Source organism: Acinetobacter sp. ANC_7682 (genome assembly GCF_056779795.1).
In genome coordinates, this window is record NZ_JBWYIQ010000001.1 from 44,912 (window position 1) to 63,670 (window position 18,759).

The window sequence follows — 18,759 nt, forward strand, 5'->3', positions numbered from 1 at the left end:
GCTATGCCATCCTTTGTCTGTCCTAAATGACCATCTTTCCGAGATGAATTTTTAATCGAATTATTCGAGGAGCTGATTCAAGCACGTTTTGAAAATTACGCTCTGTTACATTTGAGTGAGATTTATAGTTGTTTAGTGAAACTGAATGTAATTTTGGTTACAAAGACTATTTTTTCAAAAAAGTTTACTTTGAGGTTTAAAACAATTCTATAAATGATTATTTTTAACATAAAGTTACATTTGTCACTTAAACAGCGAAGTTGTAATTTTTTATTGCATAAAGAAGTATTAAATCAATAGTGAAAATAAGCATGAAGCCTATTATCGATATTGCACGATAATGGTGCATTATTGTTGAGTAATAAAAGTGTCTACGGTTCAATTTGATAAAACAAGAATAGAGCATGATCTGCTCGGTGAAAAAGCGGTTCCTTTCGATCGTTACTATGGGATTCATACCCTGCGTGCGATGGAGAATTTTCAGATTTCGCATCAACAAATAGGTGAAAACATACATTTTATTCGTGCATTGGCACAGGTAAAAAAAGCATCAGCACAGACAAATTTAAAATTTTCCAAATTGAGTCAAGATGTCAGCCAAGCGATTCAATGGGCTTGTGATCAACTGATTGAGCAGCCTGAAAGTTGGAAATCATCATTTCCAATTGATATTTATCAGGGTGGGGCTGGAACTTCTATTAATATGAATAGTAATGAAGTGGTGGCTAACCTTGCACTCGAGCATCTCGGCTTGCCTAAAGGTCAATATGATGTAATTCATCCAAACGACCATGTGAATAAATCGCAATCGACCAATGATGTTTATCCAACTGCATTGAGACTAGCAACATATTACAGTTTAGAAGATTTATTGTCTCAAGTTCGCTCATTAATCGCTGCTATTGAGATCAAAGCATCTGAATTTCAACACGTAATTAAAATGGGGCGAACTCAACTCCAAGATGCTGTACCCATGACACTCGGACAAGAGTTTCGTGCATTTGCGACGCTATTAAAAGAAGACTATCGCCTCATCCAAAAGATGCGTCATTTACTGCTAGAAATAAATTTGGGTGCGACTGCGATTGGAACGGGTGTGAACACACCTCATGGATATGCACTAGAAGTGGTTCAAACGCTTTCTCAAATTACTGGATTGAAATTACAAGGTGCTGAAGACTATGTTGAAGCCACCAGTGATTGTGGCGTATTTATTATTCTATCAAGTACTTTAAAGCGTTTAGCCGTCAAGCTCTCAAAAATTTGTAATGACCTGCGCTTATTAAGTTCAGGGCCTCGTACGGGATTAGCTGAAATTAGATTACCTGAATTACAAGCTGGCTCATCCATTATGCCTGCGAAAATCAATCCAGTTATTCCTGAAGTAGTGAATCAAATTGCTTTTAAAGTCATTGGTAATGATTTGACAGTGACCATGGCAGCTGAAGCAGGGCAATTACAATTAAATGTCATGGAACCTGTAATTGCACTGACCATGAATGAATCAACCAATTTATTAATTCAAGCAATGCAAACACTGGAAAACAAGTGTATTCAAGGTATTACTGCAAATGAACAGTCTTGTTACGATGCAGTGATGCGAAGTGTTGGTATCGTCACATTATTAGATCCGATCTTAGGTCATGCCAAATGTGATGAAATTGGGAAGGTTTGTCTTGCAGAAAATAAAACCATTCAGCAAGTTGTCATTGAGCAGAATCTTTTGACGCAAGAGCAGTTAAATCAAATTTTCTCTTTTGAAAATTTAGTGTCTGAGATCGCTGGTCATGTTGTCGATGATATGAACATGGACAAAGTAAGCTAATAGAGTAGGTAGAATCTGAAAGTCAATTGAATATGAATTGATGGCATATTTCATTCAATGAGGTATGCCATTTTCATTGAAACTTTTAAGTATAATTTCTTAATTGAATGTTTATAATAATTAAAATTTTGAGCCATCAATACAAACATTATAATTTAGAGAAAATGAATGAAAAGAATAGTAATAAGCACGCTGCTGTGTTCGATGATGCTGGCATCCTGTTCAAAAAAATAGAGGAACACTCTGCTGAAGCAGTTCAAGAAAACACTGCTGATACGCAAGTTGATATGCAAGAAGCGGCTGAACCAAATACTTTGCCCGTCCAGGAGTAAAAACCTGAGGTCATATTAAATCAAGAGGTTAATTCGGTTGATCTTACTCGTCGTATGGTTCGAGAGGCGCAAGTTAACTTTACCGTTAAAGATGTGGTGAAAAGCAGTTTAGAGATTGAAAAAATAACCCTTGAAGCAGGCGGATTTATTGAAAGAAAAGATATTGATTTCAATGTGGTTGATCTTAAACGTCAGAATATTTCAGAAGGTAAAGTAAAAGTATTTGAAAAAGTTGAACCTATATCTTTTATGGTGCTACGTGTACCGAGTGAGCGTGCCCCACATGTTGTTAATCAACTTTTACCTTTAATGTTTTTTCTGAATCAGCAACGCTATAGTGCACAACGTTTTGAATTGAAGCTTCTTCAAGAAAAAATGAATCAAGAACAGACTATTTCAAGTCAAGCACGACCAGCTCATTTGAATGAAATCACACGGCTCACTCAACTCGAAGTTCAAGACCGTGTTAAATTCAGTACGATCAGTTTACAACTGAATCAACCAACACTGGTCCGAGAAAGGGTTGATATTGATATTGATGCAGTGGCGCGATTAAATGGTGATCACTTTATTCAGCGTGCTTGGAATAGCATCAAATATGGCTGGCAATTTGTGCTCGATCTTTTGGTGTTTTTATTAATGATTTGGCCTTTGTATTTGATTGTCTTAATTGGCTTCTTGTTATATCGATGGTTAAAACCTTATTTTGATAAACTCAAATAAGCCCATGCCTCAATTTGGCTGAAATGAAGAAAGAAGTTTAGCCAAATCTTGCATTCCTTCGGTTGCTGATTTTGAGATACATGTATAGTGTTGTGGCACACGGCCGAGATCGGCTTTAGGGTCGATATAATACGCATCACAGCTTGGTGAAATACTGTGTACTAAGCTTGCAACAGGATAAACAGCTAAGCTTGCTCCAATCACAACAAAGATTTCAGCTTGCTGGCAAATCACATCTGCTTCTTCAAAAGCGGGAACGGATTCACCAAACCATACGACATGTGGACGAAGCGGATATCCAGCGTCACAGAAGTCACGAGAAATATCCAGTTCAGTACCTTCAATTGTGTAAAATTTGTCTGTGAATTGAGCATCTGGCCCTGAGGTTTTGGCCAGTCTTATATTTCCATGAAGATGTAGTACTTTTTTGCTTCCAGCGCGTTCGTGTAAGTCATCAATGTTCTGCGTGATCACATGTACATCATAATGTTGTTCAAGTGCTGCAATCGCAAGATGTGCTGCATTAGGTTCAGATGCTAAAATTTTTTTTCGCCGTTCATTGTAAAAGCGCTGTACTAAAACAGGATTGTTACGCCAAGCTTCGGGCGTTGCGACATCCTCTATGCGATGGTTTTCCCAAAGTCCATCGCTATCTCGAAATGTATTGATACCACTTTCAGCACTCATACCAGCACCCGAAAAAATCACAAGCTTTGTTTTAGACTGATTCATCCAATCTCCATCCTATTGATTTTATGCCCACGTATGACGTCTGGATCAACTTAATATTCAAATATTCATTAGAGCTTATATAGTTTGGTTCAGAAATTTAGAAATTTCTTGTGAGAATTTAATGGGTTCATTGATCAAAGGCGTATGCCCTGAGCGCTCAAACAGTACGATACGATGATTTTTAACCGATTCAGCAATGAGCTTTTGCCCTTGCGCTGGATAGAGTGCGGATTTAGCGCCGATAAAAAAAGTTGCTGGACATTCTAACTTTGAGATCGCGGCTCTGTAATCTTCTTTATGGTTTAGATAGTTGTCAATGTACCAACGCATATAGTCGAGACGTTGCATAGGGAGGATTAACTTTTGAATTTTCGGTTGATTGAGTGTTGTTTTAAAAATTTTAGCGCTCAATTGATGATTATCTTGTAAAGATAAAAATTTAACCCAAAGCTCGACTAATTCGCGGCTTAAGTGAGTAGGTAATTCACTCAGGTTTTGATAATTTTCATGTTGATGTAAAAAAGAAGAAAGTTCGATGAGTAGCTTTTTGAACTCTGGATAGCGATCGCCCAATAGCCCGAAACTCCAAGTTTCATCAGAAGGTATTTTAGGGGTTTGATCAATATGCAAGTATGCTTGGATTTGATCAGCAAATTGACCATATTGCATACCATGCATGGCAGTAGTTGCCCCCATAGAATAAGCAATCACTCTATATTGTTGTCTAGGGCGTTGACTGATCAATGCCTGAATATCGTTCCAGTGACTTGAAATAGCATCAGTATCTGGAATTTTACAATGCTTAGACCCACCAAAACCGCGCCAGTCAGGAATAATGAATTTATATTTCTTTAAATTAAATGCAAAAAAAGGAATCCATTGCCAACTTTGCATTCCTAAACCAGATAGCACCAAAACAGGTTCACCTTGACCAATTTCACGAACATATAATTTTTCGTCATCTTGCATGGTATAAAATGGCATAGATATATCCTTTATTTTGTATTCATTATTTTCAATTGTGGAATTACACGTTCTAACCAACTGATCCAACCTTGCTCTAATTCAATGCCTAATTGAAGAATCATTTTGTGAATATAGAGTGTACGGTCATCATTATCTTTATTAGCAAAATCTTTATCGTAAATCGCTTGATATATTTTTAACTTATTTTTATGAATCTCTAAATGAGATTCCAATTCTGTCAACACATTATTACCACCTAGTTGTGCTTCAGCTCTTAAACGCACCATCAATTCTTCTCTGAGTTGGGCAGGCTCACTATGCTGTACCATCCAATTGGCAAGTTCAGTTCGACCTAGAGCATCAACTTTATATTTTTTCTTTCTCGAGTTGGGATCACCTTCATCAATAGTCGAAATCCAACCTTTTTTTTGCATAGCATTGAGTTCACGATAGATTTGTTGATGAGTTGCATTCCAAAAGAATCCCATAGAACGGTCAAAGCGACGCGCAAGTTCAATACCTGTACTTGGTTTTTCAATGAGACTGGTCAACAAAACATGTGCTAAAGACATAAATCATATATCGTAAAATCTTGAATCAACTTTATTATGCAACATGTTGCATAAAAAGCAAAATTAGAATATATATTTATGCAACAAGTTGCATGAAGCACACAATAATAGCAAGCAAACGCGAGCCATGAGGTCAGAATGTCAAATTATCCAAACTTACTTGCACCACTAGATTTAGGTTTTACCACTTTAAAAAATCGTGTATTGATGGGTTCGATGCACGTAGGTTTAGAAGAGGTTGAAGGTGGCTATGAACGTATGGCCGCATTTTATGCTGAGCGTGCTCAAGGACAGGTCGGTCTTATCGTGACGGGGGGAATTTCACCCAACGATGCTGGTGTGACTTTTGCTGGAGGGTCAAAATTAGACTCGATTGCTGAAGCTGAGAAACATAAAATCATTACGCAAGCGGTACATGATGCTGGTGGTAAGATTGCAATGCAGATTTTGCATACTGGTCGATATTCATATCAGCCTGAAAATGTTGCACCATCAGCAATTCAGGCACCAATTAATCCAGTTAAACCTCATGCTTTAAGCTCGGCTGAAGTTCATCAAACCATTGATGATTTTGCCAACTGTGCAAAGCTGGCTCAATATGCAGGTTATGATGGTGTTGAGATTATGGGGTCTGAAGGTTACCTCATCAATGAGTTTATCGCAGCACGTACCAATCACCGTGATGACGAATGGGGTGGGAGTTATGAAAACCGCATTCGTTTGCCGATTGAAATTGTAAAACGTACCCGTGCAGAGGTGGGTGAAAACTTTATTATCATTTATAGACTTTCGATGCTCGACTTGGTTGAGGGCGGTTCAACGCTTGAGGAGGTCATCCATCTTGCAAAAGAAATTGAGAAAGCCGGCGCGACTATCATTAATACAGGTATTGGTTGGCATGAAGCGCGTATACCCACGATTGCAACGAAAGTACCTCGAGCAGCATTTACATGGGTGACAGAAAAGCTAAAAGGTGAAGTTAATATTCCATTGATTACCTCAAATCGTATCAATACCCCTGAAATGGCTGAACACGTGTTAGCTTCAGGTCATGCAGATATGATTTCTATGGCTCGCCCAATGCTTGCAGATGCAGAATTTGTACTAAAAGCTGAACAGGGTAGAAGTGACGAAATCAACACGTGTATTGGCTGTAACCAAGCGTGTTTGGATCATATTTTTTCACTCAGAATTGCGTCATGCTTGGTTAATCCACGTGCATGCCATGAAACTGAACTCATTTTTAAAGAAACCCATACGCCTAAAAAAATTGCTGTCATTGGTGCAGGTCCTGCAGGATTGAGTTTTGCTACTTATGCAGCTGACCGTGGTCATCAGGTCACCATTTTTGAAGCAGCCGATCAAATTGGGGGGCAATTTAATATTGCAAAAACGATTCCAGGAAAGGAGGAGTTTTATGAGACATTGCGTTACTTTAAGCGAAAAATTGAGTTGCAGCCTTTAATTCAATTGAAACTTAACCATACTGCAACTTTTGAAGAGCTCAATACAGATCAGTTTGATGAAATTGTAGTCGCTACAGGTGTGACACCTCGACATTTAGATATTGAAGGAATTGATCATCCAAAAGTGTTGTCTTATATCGAAGTTTTAAGAGAGAAAAAACCAGTCGGACAGCGTGTTGCGATTATTGGTGCTGGTGGTATTGGTTTTGATACTGCTGAGTATCTAACCCATGAGGGGGAAAGTGGAAGCTTGAATCCTCAAAAATTTTATGATGAATGGGGAATTGATACATCATATTCTAATGTAGGAGGTTTAAAACCTGCTCAAGTAGAACAGCCATCACGTGAAATCTACTTATTACAACGTAAAGCCACTTCAGTTGGTGCAGGCTTGGGTAAAACGACGGGTTGGGTTCATCGTACTGGATTAAAAAATCGCGAAGTAAAAATGATTCCAGGTGCAACGTATAACAAGATTGATGACCAAGGTTTACATATCACAATCAATGAACAAACTACCGTATTAGACGTGGATCATGTGGTGATTTGTGCAGGTCAAGAATCATATACGGCTATGTTTGATCAACTTGAGCAGGCAGGTAAAAAAGTTCATTTAATTGGTGGGGCGAAAGAAGCTGGTGAGCTAGATGCAAAACGTGCGATTCGTCAAGGCGCTGAATTGGCTGCCATGATTTAAGCCATAAAATTTCTCTCTTGTATTACAGATGAAAGTGCAAGAAGAGGATTTGGAGAGGTTACTTAATTAAATGAGACCTCTCCTTGACGCAGTATTCTCCCTTTTCTTCTAAAAGGTTGAACTGATACAACAAAAAGGACATAAAAATGACACTCGAAACCACACAAAAATCCATTCAACGTTGGCACCACATGCTTAAAACGCGTGATTTAAGTCTATTGAATGAGCTTTTGTCTGAAGAAGTCGTATTTAAATCACCCGTCGCATTTAAGCCTTATCCAGGCAAACAAGTTGTTACTTTTATTTTGACCAATGTGATTGAGATCTTTGAAAATTTTCGTTATCACCGTGAGTTCTACACAGCAGATGGGCTCAGTGTTGTGCTTGAATTTTCCGCAAATGTGGGTGAAAAAACATTAAAAGGTATTGATATGATCCAGTTTAATGAGCAAGGTCAAATTATTGACTTTGAGGTGATGATTCGGCCTAAAAGTGGTTTAGAAGCTTTGGCGTTGCAAATGGGCCAACGTATGGCTCAATTTCTACCAAAATAAATTAGGCATGTTTTTGGCTTATGAATTGGAGTAAGTAAATTCGGAGTCTGTATGAATCTTAATCAGCGTTTCAAGTGGGTGCAGGAATTCACTCAAACCCAATTTGATTATTTTACTGGTGCAGCTATACCTTCAATCTATTTTAATCCGCAAGGTGAGTTAGCGCATGTGATTTCAAACTTGAAACGTTTGCATTATAAATATAGACCAACGCCGTGGCTCTCGAATACGCATGCTCACTTGGTGTATTTTGATAAAATTCGAAAGAAAACCGTAAAATTAGAATATGACTTCATTGAACAGTTAACAATGTCTGATGGGGGAACGACGGGTATTGCTTGGTATGGTATGCATCTGCCTGCGGAAACACCTACTATTTTAGTGCTGCATACCATTACTGGAAGCCCAGCCAGTATGAGAGAATTGGTCAGAGACTTACATCAAGTAACTGGTTGGCGTATCGCATTGTGTTTAAGACGAGGGCATGCAGGTCTACCACTTTCAGTTCCTAAAATTAATCTTTTTGGAAACACGCAAGATCTAAGAGAGCAGATTGAATATATTCAACAGCGCTTGCCATATTCTAAATTGTATGCAGTTGGGTCTTCAGCAGGAACTGGATTATTGGTTAGATATTTAGGTGAGGAAGAAAGCTCCACACCAATTCAAGCGGCTTTCGCACTTTGCCCTGGATACAATACGGAAACTGGTTTTTCAAATGTTCATCCTTTTTATAGCCGTTTGATGGCAAAAAAGTTAAATTCACATTTTTTAAAACCGTATAAGCAACATTGGCGAAATTTAGAAAGTTTAAAGCAACTGAGTGTTGCTAAAGATTTATTTGATTTTGAAAAAACATATTATCAGTTTGCTGGATTTGAAAATTATGACGCATATTGTAAAGCGACAAATCCCATCTATGTCTTTGAGAAGATTAGAGTGCCGTTGATGATTTTAAATTCGGAAGACGATCCAGTATGCCATATCCGCAATTTAGAGCCTTATAAAGAAGTGATTCAACATATGCCGAACATGGCAGTAGTGACCACAAAAAAAGGAAGCCATTGCTGTTTCTATGAAGGTAATAAAAATCCAGAATCTTGGGCACACAAATTAATTGCAGAATTTTTTTTAGAATTAGAGAAAGCCTGACAATTTTTGTTGTTTATAAATGAATAACAATTTGACTTTCATTCATGTTGACATAAAAAAACCGAGTCTTGTCACTCGGTTTTTTTAAATTTGAAAATTAGTTTTCTAAAGCAGGGGTAGCAGCAGCAATAGCAGCGGCAACAGCATCATCTTCAGATTGAGAACCACCTGTTGATGCACTTGGAGAAGGTGTAGGGCGTTCTACATTTTCAACAGCTGGTGCTGGCGCAGGATTCGTTTGTGCAGGCGCATCACGGTATTCACGACGAATAGTCGCTGACGTATTGTTTGTCTCCTGATGCTCAATTTCAACTTGAGTTGGTGGCTCAGGTTCGATTTCAGGTTCAGAAATCTCTATGTTCTCAATTTGTTCTGCCTGTTCAGTTGTTTCAACAGTTTGTTCCTGTTCTTCTTCCTTAGGCGCTTCTTTTTTTACACATGCAGTAACGAGGAGTGCAGATAAGATTGCACCACCGATTAAAAGTTTTTTATTCATAGTTGCTCAAAACAAACTAGCTAGATCGACTGACGTAGTATAACAGCAAATTAACAGATGAAAATCACTGAAAGTGTGCGTGAATCTTTATTGGAAATGATGATAGAATAACCAATTGTTTATTGTTCTTTGAATTGATGCGGATTGACTTTGCTTTATAGGTACAGAGTAAAGTAAAATTGCGCAACATTGCAGGCCGATTTAGGCTCGATTGTACGAGAAACCCAATGACCCATTTTATTTTCGTTACTGGTGGTGTTGTTTCATCACTAGGTAAAGGTATTTCAGCTGCTTCAGTTGCTGCACTTTTAGAAGCCCGTGGATTAAAAGTAACCATGGTGAAAATGGATCCATATATTAATGTCGATCCAGGGACGATGAGCCCGTTCCAACATGGTGAAGTTTTTGTCACAGAGGATGGTGCGGAAACTGACTTAGACTTGGGTTATTACGAACGTTTCTTGCGTCGTGCGAAAATGACCAAGCTTAATAACTTTACATCTGGTCGCGTGTACCAAGACGTTTTAAATAAAGAGCGTCGCGGTGATTACCTTGGTGGAACAGTTCAAGTTATTCCACACATTACAGACAATATTAAAGAACGTGTTCTTCGCGCTGGCGAAGGCTATGACGTTGCTATTGTTGAGATTGGCGGTACAGTAGGTGACATTGAATCTCTCCCATTCATGGAATCTGTTCGTCAGTTAATGGTTGAACTTGGTCACAAACGCACAATGCTGATGCATTTAACGTTGTTGCCATATATCAAGTCAGCTGCAGAGTTGAAAACAAAACCAACTCAGCACTCAGTGAAAGAATTACTCTCAATCGGTATTCAACCAGATATTTTGATCTGTCGTACTGAACACGATGTTGATGCTGATACAAAGCGTAAAATTGCGTTGTTCACGAACGTAGAAGCTCGTGCAGTTGTGGTGTGTAAAGATGCACGCACAATTTACGAAATTCCACGTACGTTCTATGAACAAGACGTTGATGATTTAATTTGCGAGCGTTTTGGTTATAACGATTTACCAGAAGCCGATCTTTCAGATTGGGATAATGTCGTAGAAGCACTATTAAATCCTGAGTACACTGTTCGTGTTGCGATGGTGGGTAAATATGTTGAACTTCCAGATGCTTATAAATCTGTAAACGAAGCACTTTTACATGCAGGTATCCAAAACCGCGTTAAAGTTCAAATTGATTATGTCAATGCCGAAGAACTAGAAAGCCAAGATGTAGCAGAAGTGTTGAAAGATGCTGACGCAATCTTAGTTCCTGGTGGTTTTGGCGAGCGCGGTACTGAAGGTAAGATGCAAGCGATTAAATTCGCACGTGAGAATGGAATTCCATTCCTTGGTATTTGCTTAGGTATGCAACTTGCGGTCATTGAATACGCACGTAATGTTGCTGGTATTGCAGATGCAACTTCAACTGAATTTAACCGTTCAACTAAATCGCCTTTAATTGGTTTGATTACGGAATGGTTAGACGAACGTGGTGAAGTACAACAACGTTCTGTAGATTCTGATCTTGGTGGAACAATGCGTCTTGGCGCTCAAAAATCAGAATTGGTTGAAGGCACTAAAACTGCAGAAGTGTATGGTTCAGTAGAAATTATTGAACGTCATCGCCATCGTTACGAAATGAATAATCGTTATATTCCTACTTTAGAAGAAAAAGGTATGAAAATTTCTGGTTATTCACCAATCCAACGTTTAGTTGAAACTGTTGAAATTCCTCAACATCCTTGGTTTATTGCTGTACAATTCCACCCGGAATTTACAAGTTCTCCACGTGATGGTCATCCATTATTTGCTGGTTTTATTGATGCTGCTAAAAAACAGTATCAAAAATCGAAATAATGAATGTCTTAGGACATAACTAGGAAGTTTAAATGTCACAATTAAAAGCACAAGAAATTGTACGTTTAGGCGATATACAAATGGCAAATCATTTGCCATTTGTATTATTCGGCGGAATGAATGTACTTGAATCAAAAGATTTAGCTTTTGAAATTGCAGAAACTTATGTTGATATTTGCAAACGTTTGGATATTCCATATGTTTTCAAAGCAAGCTTTGATAAAGCAAATCGTTCGAGCTTAAATTCTTTCCGCGGACCTGGTCTTGAAAAAGGAATTGAGTGGTTAGCTGACATTAAAAAACATTTTAATGTACCCATCATTACAGATGTTCATGAACCATATCAAGCAGCACCTGTGGCTGAAGTGGCTGACATCATTCAATTACCTGCTTTCCTCAGCCGTCAAACAGATCTTGTTGAGGCAATGGCAAAAACTCAAGCCATTATCAATATCAAAAAAGCGCAATTCTTAGCACCGCATGAAATGCGTCATATCTTGCATAAGTGTTTGGAAGCAGGGAATGACAAGCTGATTTTATGTGAGCGTGGCTCAGCATTTGGTTACAACAACTTAGTTGTCGATATGCTTGGTTTCGACATCATGAAAGAAATGAATGTGCCGGTCTTCTTTGACGTGACACATGCACTTCAAACCCCGGGTGGTCGTGCAGATTCAGCAGGTGGTCGTCGCGCACAAATTACGACATTAGCGCGTGCGGGTATGGCGACAGGTCTAGCAGGTCTTTTTCTGGAAGGACATCCTGATCCAGAAAAAGCAAAATGTGATGGACCTTGCGCTCTTCGAATGTCTCAACTTGAGCCATTCTTAGCTCAGCTTAAAGAATTGGATACCTTGGTTAAAGGTTTCAAAAAATTAGATACACACTGATGCAGCGTTAGACGCATCGTTTTATTAATCAACTGAGGAATTGTTCATGAGCCAAATCGTTGACATTCGTGCACGTGAAATTTTGGACTCTCGTGGTAACCCAACCATCGAAGCAGACGTTATCTTAGCATCTGGCGTAGTTGGCCGTGCATGTGCACCATCTGGTGCTTCAACTGGTTCTCGTGAAGCTTTAGAACTTCGTGATGGCGATAAAGCACGTTACTTAGGTAAAGGTGTTCAAACTGCTGTGAACAACGTAAACACGTTAATCCGTGACGCGTTAGTGGGTAAATCAGTATTCGAACAAAAAGACATCGATAATACGATGATCGCTTTAGACGGAACTGAAAACAAAGAAAAATTAGGTGCGAACGCAACTTTGGCAGTGTCTTTGGCTGCTGCGCGTGCTGCTGCTGACGAAAAGAAAATTCCTCTTTTCCAATACATCGCAGACCTTCGTAACAACAGCATTTTAACAATGCCTGTTCCAATGATGAACATCTTAAACGGTGGTTCACATGCGGACAACAACGTTGATATCCAAGAGTTCATGATTGAGCCAGTTGGCTTCACTTCATTCTCTGAAGCACTTCGTGCAGGCGCAGAAATCTTCCATTCTTTAAAATCAGTTTTAAAGAAACAAGGTTTAAATACTGCTGTTGGTGATGAAGGTGGTTTCGCACCGAACTTACGTTCAAACGAAGAAGCAATTACAGTTATTCTTGAAGCAATTGAAAAAACTGGCTACAAAGCAGGTTCTGACATTATGCTTGCGCTTGACTGTGCATCTTCAGAATTCTACAAAGATGGTCAGTACATCCTTGCTGGTGAAGGCAATAAAGCATTCACAAACAACCAATTCTCTGACTACCTTGCAGGTCTTGTAAACCAATATCCAATTATCTCTATTGAAGATGGTTTAGATGAATCTGATTGGGAAGGTTGGTCTTACCTAACTTCGATTCTTGGCGACAAGATTCAATTGGTTGGTGATGATTTGTTTGTTACAAATCCTAAAATCCTTCAACGTGGTATCAACGAAAAAGTTGGTAACTCTATCCTGATTAAGTATAACCAAATCGGTACGTTGACTGAAACTTTAGATGCGATCTATCTTGCTAAAGCAAATGGTTACTCTACAGTGATTTCTCACCGCTCTGGCGAAACTGAAGATTCTACAATTGCGGATCTTGCAGTAGGTACTGGTGCTGGTCAAATCAAAACTGGTTCACTTTGCCGTTCTGATCGTGTAGCGAAATACAACCAATTGCTTCGTATCGAAGAATTGACGAATGCTATTTACCGCGGTAAAGCTGAGTTTAAAGGTTTAAATTAATCGTTTAGATTATTTTGAATTTTAAAAAACCACTCTTTAAAGAGTGGTTTTTTTGTTATTAAGCTATGAAATAAAAAGTGTAAATATAATGACTCTTGAATATTCAATAACTTTTGATATTTATCAGTAAGTATTTTTAAAAGAAATCAATCAATGTGAATTTGTTTAACATTTGCATATTTAACACAGTTACACATACTACCTTTCTTTGTTTTAGGGTATATTAGTGCTCTAATTTCATGATGTTAACTAAGCCTCAAATATAATGTTAGACGTCTTTAAAACTACTTCAAGTAAAGTGATTTTGCTGGTGGCAATAATTTTAATTGCCATCTTTCAATATCGCTTTTGGCTCGGTGAAGGAGGATATTTCCCTCATCAGGCGCTACTTCAGCAAATGAATCAACAAGCTGAAACAAATGAAGAGTTAAAAGAGCGTAATCGTATTCTGGCTGCTGAAGTGTATGATCTAAAAAATGGTGTTGAGGCGATTGAAGAACATGCACGTTTAGATCTTGGCTTAATTAAGCCTCATGAAACTTTTATTCAAATGAGTACAATCAGTACGAATTATAAGCCGATTTACATCGACCCAAATGCTAACGTAGATTTAAGAACCAATGAGTCTAGACAACCTGAATCTGAACAACCGTAAATTATGGGCTATTATTCCGGCAGCAGGTTCTGGTAGTCGATTTTCCAAATCAGCGTTAAAGCAATATCAAATTATCCAGAATAAAACTGTACTTGAGCATACTGTAGAACGTATTGCTCAATTGCCTATTGCTGGCTATGTATTGGCCATCTCAGAGCATGACCAATTTGCTCAGACACTTCAATTTGCTAAATCGGAAATCCTTCATTTCTGCTTAGGTGGTCAGGAGAGGGTTGATTCTGTACTTAACAGTTTAAAGTATTTAACCAATATTGCAGATGAAAATGATCTGGTGTTTGTGCATGATGCTGCTCGACCTTGTGTCAGCTTGAGCAATTTAGAGTCTTTAATTCGCCATGTTATCGAATCTAAGCATAGCGCAATTTTAGCAACGCCTGTGCGAGATACTTTAAAAAGAGTAGATCCGTCGAGTGCTATTGAAAAAACTGTAGATCGAAGTGCATTGTGGCAAGCACAAACTCCACAATTGTCGACCATTAAATTGTTAAAAACTTCCATTGAACACGCTTTAACTCACAGGATCACAATCACGGATGAAGCGAGTGCGCTTGAATATGCTCATCATCCAGTGGATGTGGTGATTGGGCGATCTGATAATATTAAAATTACTTATCCTGAAGATTTAGAACTTGCTCGTCTGATTCTTCAGTCACAGTCTGACTCGAAATAATTTAGTTTTATGTTTGGGACTTTGGTTAAATAGCCAAAACATTGTCTTATAATAATACCACTTAGAATATGCAATTCAGCCAATGATACCTTCACAACAGTACCGTTTTTTGCGTCATGCCTTGAGAGATGGACGAACAATCAAACATGATTCGTCACGTTGGACTAAATTACATTTAGATCCATGGTTACTTGGTTTTTTGATATTAAACGCAGCTTTTGGACTCATGGTTGTTTATAGTGCAACCAATCATGATTCAAGCATGGTGATTCGTCAGGCGACCAGTTTTGGTATCGGTTTTATTTTGCTGTTTATTTGTGCACAAATTCCTCCAAAAGTTTATCAAATTGTCAGTCCTTATCTGTATGCATTTTCGATTGTGCTTCTGCTTTTGGTATTGCTAATTGGTGATGTCCGCTTAGGCGCAAAACGCTGGATTTCTATTCCTGGATTAGGGAGTGTGCAGCCCAGTGAATTTATGAAATTTACGATGCCACTCATGATGGCTTGGTTTTTTAGTCTGCGGACTTTACCACCCAAATTTATGCATATTCTCTTTGCATTATTTCTGATGATGATTCCTTTTGTTTTAGTCGCATTACAGCCTGACTTAAACATTGGATTAATTATTCCCGGAATTTTTGTCATTTTTTTAAGTGGTATTTCTTGGCGTTTGATTGGGGCTGTGGTCGCTGGGTTTGCAGTGGTTGCACCATTATTATGGAATTTCTTTCTACAGGAATACCAAAAAAAGCGAATTTTAACTTTATTTGATCCTGAATCAGATCCGCTAGGTGCAGGGTGGAATATCATTCAGTCTAAAATTGCGATTGGTTCTGGTGGACTATTTGGTAAAGGTTTTAATGAAGGAACACAGTCTCATTTAGGTTATCTCCCCGAACATCATACAGACTTTATTATGTCTGCTTATGCAGAGGAATTTGGCTTTTTTGGTGTGTTCGTATTATTTGTTATTTTTGCTGCGATCATTATTCGTTGTTTGATTATTTCCATGAACAGCTTCCATAATTTTGGACGTCTTTATGCGGGTGCGGCAGGTTTAACTTTCTTTTTCTTTGTGTTTTTGAACAGTGGAATGGTGAGTGGAATTCTTCCAGTCACTGGTGATCCATTGCCACTCATGAGTTATGGTGGTACGGCAGTCATTGCAACGCTCGCAGGTATGGGCATTGTAATGTCTATACATACACATCGCTAAAACATGTGGGGTTGACAGCAAATTTTCAACTCACATTCTGCTTACTCTCACATCTATTGAAACTTTGAGCTTCAATAATTGCTCTAATCAGTCATTACACTTTTATGCTGAAGAAGATGAAAGTGTAGATGGAAGATGATCCAAGCTCTCTGAGAGAGTAACTTTAAAAAATAAATTGTTTCCTCATTTGTTTTTAATGACTAAATTGTTCTCGATGGTAGAAAAATTTGAGCTAAACAATGATCTTTGTAACGTTTCCCTAGCTAAAAACTCCTGTCTTAGCTGTTGTCTTCTACTTGGTGATCCTTTTTTATAAAAATATTTTTTAAAATTGATTCTCGTAGATGTATAAAAAAATTAACTATGGCATATTAATTGTTGAATAAGAATTAAACGAATATTGCAAGAGAGAGGTCTTCTGTAGATCCGCCGAAGGAGCAACGACCCCGGAATCTCTCAGGCAAAAGGACTGTAATTATTCTCAATCATCTGGAGAGAAGTCTAATGATGTTTAGACTCACCGAAGGGGATGGAAAAATTCATATGTCATGAAGATTTCCGAAGCTCTCAGGTACCGTGACAGATGGGGCATTGAAAATATAAAATTTTCAAGGAGCTTTTATGTCACATATTATGGTGATTGGTGCTGGCATTACAGGAATAACCACTGCCTACGAATTATTAGAACTTGGTTATCAAGTCACGATTTTGGATAAAAACTTATATCCAGCAATGGAGACTTCATTTGCGAACGGAGGTCAACTTTCTGCATGTAATGCAGAGGTGTGGAATCAGAAAGCAACGGTACTGAAGGGTATCAAATGGATGACCCAAAAAGATGCACCATTATTACTCAACCCATCTTTTGATTTGCATAAATACGCTTGGCTGATTGAATTTATGGGTAATATCAAACACTACGAAGCCAACACACAAGAAACGGTAAGACTGGCATTATTGGCAAGAAAACGGCTGTTTGAAATTGCACAGAAAGAAAATATTCAATTTGATTTGGTAAAGCGTGGAATTTTGCACTTTTATCATAATCAGCAGGATTATGATGTCGCAATAAGAGTGAATGATTTGTTATGCAAAGGTGGATTAGAGCGTCACGCTGTTACAAATGGAGAAATTCACAGTATTGAACCAAGTTTGAAGGGAGAATATTACGGTGGTTTTTATTGTCCTGGCGATGCCACAGGAGATATACACAAATACACCACGCATTTAGCCCAAGTGGTGGCGAATAAAGGTGGGAAATTTTTATACGGTGTAGAAGTTGAAGATTTAAATCTGGATCATTCAACAGAACAAGTTTCAGCTAAATATCGCGCTTGTGATCCTAAAAGTAGAGATATACCCGATGGATTTATTCAAGCTGATGCAATGGTCATTTGTGGTGGAGTTGGAAGCTATCATTTAGCACAACAGGCTGGAGATCGTGTCAATGTTTATCCAGTGAAAGGGTACTCGATTACAGTTCAGTTGAATGATGAACATAGCCAACAACATGCACCCTGGGTAAGTTTATTGGATGAAAGTGCAAAAATTGTGACGTCGAGATTAGGTCGAGATCGTTTAAGAATTGCTGGTACTGCAGAATTTAATGGCTATAACCGAGACATCCGTATGGATCGCATACAACCTTTGGTTCATTGGGTGAATCGTAATTTTGATATTTCAACTGAGCATTGTGTCCCTTGGGCTGGATTAAGACCGATGATGCCGAATATGATGCCAGTGGTAAGACAAGGGAAGCATCCGAGAGTCTTTTATAATACCGGTCATGGGCATCTGGGTTGGACGCTGTCAGCTGCAACTGCTGCAATGATCAGTTTAGAAATTTCACAGAAAATAGCGGCTTAATGAAAAGCCACAATAGTATGAAAACTATTGTGGCAAATACATTTATAGTCGAGTGAAAACTTGATCTGCATTCAAACGAGATTTAGGTAATTTGGCATTAAAATCTTTTTCACTTCGATAACCAAGTGCCAATAGCACTGACGGAATCAGGCCTTTTGCGTCAAGATTTAACTCTTCAGCGATAATTTTTTCATCGAATCCTCCAATTGGAGTGGCATCGATACCTTCTAAACCTGCAGCAAATAAGGTTTGCCCAAGTGCAATAAAAGTTTGATTTTCAGACCAGCGCTGGATATCGCCTTTTTCGTTGCGATAATAATCAACATAGCCTAAGCGCGTATCTTTTTGAGCTTGTTTTGCTTGGTCATCTTTAAAACGACCACTGATTTCATCTTGATTTAATAATTGATCTAGATGAGAGTCTGTAATGTCTTTATGCGTACAAAACAGAATTGTGTGTGAAGATTCAAGTACTTTGGGTGCATTATAAACATACTTACCAACCAGTGCTTTAGCAATGCGCTGTTTGGCTTCATCAGTTTCGATGACAAAGAAATGCCACGGTTGAATATTGATAGACGAAGGTGCGAGCCTTAAAGATTCCAATAATTTTTCAAACTTTTCTTGAGGGATCTTTTTTGAAGAATCGTATGCTTTGGTGGTGTAGCGAGATTGGGAGATGTTTAACAAATCCATATTATCCTCCGATTATTCACAAT

18 protein-coding genes and 1 riboswitch are annotated in these 18,759 nt (G+C 38.4%); of the genes, 13 read left to right on the plus strand and 5 right to left on the minus strand.

Features of this window, described 5'->3' with window-relative positions; all coding sequences use genetic code 11:
• Positions 1–367 precede the first annotated feature (367 nt).
• The 3 genes from AC1M9D_RS00210 (at position 368) to AC1M9D_RS00220 (ending at position 2,880) form a co-directional block, all read left to right on the plus strand.
• Positions 368–1,825 (plus strand): aspartate ammonia-lyase, encoded by a 1,458-nt coding sequence (locus AC1M9D_RS00210; RefSeq protein ID WP_180027778.1) that lies wholly within the window; start codon positions 368–370, stop codon positions 1,823–1,825.
• Positions 1,826–1,953: 128 nt separating this feature from the next.
• Positions 1,954–2,157, plus strand: coding sequence for a hypothetical protein (locus tag AC1M9D_RS00215; protein WP_171076723.1), 204 nt, complete (start codon positions 1,954–1,956; stop codon positions 2,155–2,157).
• 54 nt (positions 2,158–2,211) lie between these two features.
• Entirely contained in the window at positions 2,212–2,880 is a 669-nt protein-coding gene (locus AC1M9D_RS00220; protein ID WP_481611258.1) for a DUF4349 domain-containing protein, read from the plus strand.
• A 9-nt stretch (positions 2,881–2,889) separates the two neighbouring features.
• Here AC1M9D_RS00220 and AC1M9D_RS00225 read toward each other — a convergent pair whose 3' ends face one another.
• From AC1M9D_RS00225 to AC1M9D_RS00235, 3 genes are all read right to left on the minus strand, one after another.
• Entirely contained in the window at positions 2,890–3,612 is a 723-nt protein-coding gene (locus AC1M9D_RS00225) for an SIR2 family NAD-dependent protein deacylase (RefSeq protein ID WP_481611259.1), read from the minus strand.
• 75 nt (positions 3,613–3,687) lie between these two features.
• Positions 3,688–4,596, minus strand: a complete 909-nt coding sequence (locus AC1M9D_RS00230) for an alpha/beta fold hydrolase (RefSeq protein WP_481611260.1) — start codon at positions 4,594–4,596, stop codon at positions 3,688–3,690.
• Positions 4,597–4,607: 11 nt separating this feature from the next.
• A complete protein-coding gene (locus AC1M9D_RS00235) occupies positions 4,608–5,150 on the minus strand; it encodes a PadR family transcriptional regulator (protein WP_481587528.1) in 543 nt (180 codons plus the stop codon).
• 138 nt (positions 5,151–5,288) lie between these two features.
• Between AC1M9D_RS00235 and AC1M9D_RS00240 the strand changes: the two genes are divergently transcribed.
• From AC1M9D_RS00240 to AC1M9D_RS00250, 3 genes are all read left to right on the plus strand, one after another.
• Positions 5,289–7,313, plus strand: coding sequence for a 2,4-dienoyl-CoA reductase FMN-binding domain-containing protein (locus AC1M9D_RS00240; protein ID WP_481611261.1), 2,025 nt, complete (start codon positions 5,289–5,291; stop codon positions 7,311–7,313).
• Between the two features lie 146 nt (positions 7,314–7,459).
• Complete coding sequence (locus tag AC1M9D_RS00245) at positions 7,460–7,867, plus strand: nuclear transport factor 2 family protein (RefSeq protein ID WP_481611262.1); 408 nt, start codon at positions 7,460–7,462, stop codon at positions 7,865–7,867.
• Between the two features lie 51 nt (positions 7,868–7,918).
• Positions 7,919–9,019, plus strand: coding sequence for a YheT family hydrolase (locus tag AC1M9D_RS00250; RefSeq protein WP_481611263.1), 1,101 nt, complete (start codon positions 7,919–7,921; stop codon positions 9,017–9,019).
• Between the two features lie 97 nt (positions 9,020–9,116).
• On the opposite strand, the gene AC1M9D_RS00255 is transcribed toward AC1M9D_RS00250, so the two are convergent.
• On the minus strand, positions 9,117–9,515 hold the full coding sequence (locus tag AC1M9D_RS00255; RefSeq protein WP_481588211.1) for an internalin: 399 nt from the start codon (positions 9,513–9,515) through the stop codon (positions 9,117–9,119).
• Between the two features lie 227 nt (positions 9,516–9,742).
• On the opposite strand from AC1M9D_RS00255, the gene AC1M9D_RS00260 reads away from it, so the two are divergent.
• The 7 genes from AC1M9D_RS00260 (at position 9,743) to AC1M9D_RS00290 (ending at position 18,040) form a co-directional block, all read left to right on the plus strand.
• Complete coding sequence (locus AC1M9D_RS00260; protein ID WP_481587523.1) at positions 9,743–11,383, plus strand: CTP synthase; 1,641 nt, start codon at positions 9,743–9,745, stop codon at positions 11,381–11,383.
• Between the two features lie 32 nt (positions 11,384–11,415).
• Positions 11,416–12,273, plus strand: coding sequence for a 3-deoxy-8-phosphooctulonate synthase (gene kdsA, locus AC1M9D_RS00265; protein ID WP_035263729.1), 858 nt, complete (start codon positions 11,416–11,418; stop codon positions 12,271–12,273).
• Positions 12,274–12,319: 46 nt separating this feature from the next.
• On the plus strand, positions 12,320–13,609 hold the full coding sequence (gene eno / locus AC1M9D_RS00270) for a phosphopyruvate hydratase (RefSeq protein WP_481611264.1): 1,290 nt from the start codon (positions 12,320–12,322) through the stop codon (positions 13,607–13,609).
• A gap of 265 nt (positions 13,610–13,874) precedes the next feature.
• Entirely contained in the window at positions 13,875–14,264 is a 390-nt protein-coding gene (gene ftsB, locus AC1M9D_RS00275; protein ID WP_035263725.1) for a cell division protein FtsB, read from the plus strand.
• Positions 14,230–14,955 (plus strand): 2-C-methyl-D-erythritol 4-phosphate cytidylyltransferase, encoded by a 726-nt coding sequence (ispD, locus tag AC1M9D_RS00280; RefSeq protein WP_481611265.1) that lies wholly within the window; start codon positions 14,230–14,232, stop codon positions 14,953–14,955. The genes ftsB and ispD overlap by 35 nt, the downstream gene beginning before the upstream one ends.
• 82 nt (positions 14,956–15,037) lie before the next feature.
• Positions 15,038–16,174: a rod shape-determining protein RodA gene (rodA, locus tag AC1M9D_RS00285; protein WP_092766373.1), complete on the plus strand. Its 1,137-nt coding sequence runs from the start codon at positions 15,038–15,040 to the stop codon at positions 16,172–16,174.
• A 393-nt stretch (positions 16,175–16,567) separates the two neighbouring features.
• Positions 16,568–16,656, plus strand: a riboswitch (glycine riboswitch).
• Positions 16,657–16,795: 139 nt separating this feature from the next.
• Positions 16,796–18,040, plus strand: coding sequence for a D-amino acid dehydrogenase (locus AC1M9D_RS00290; RefSeq protein ID WP_481611266.1), 1,245 nt, complete (start codon positions 16,796–16,798; stop codon positions 18,038–18,040).
• Between the two features lie 42 nt (positions 18,041–18,082).
• Here the strand turns inward: AC1M9D_RS00290 and nfsB are convergent, their stop codons facing one another.
• Positions 18,083–18,736 (minus strand): oxygen-insensitive NAD(P)H nitroreductase, encoded by a 654-nt coding sequence (gene nfsB / locus AC1M9D_RS00295; RefSeq protein WP_179998114.1) that lies wholly within the window; start codon positions 18,734–18,736, stop codon positions 18,083–18,085.
• Between the last annotated feature and the right edge of the window lie 23 nt (positions 18,737–18,759).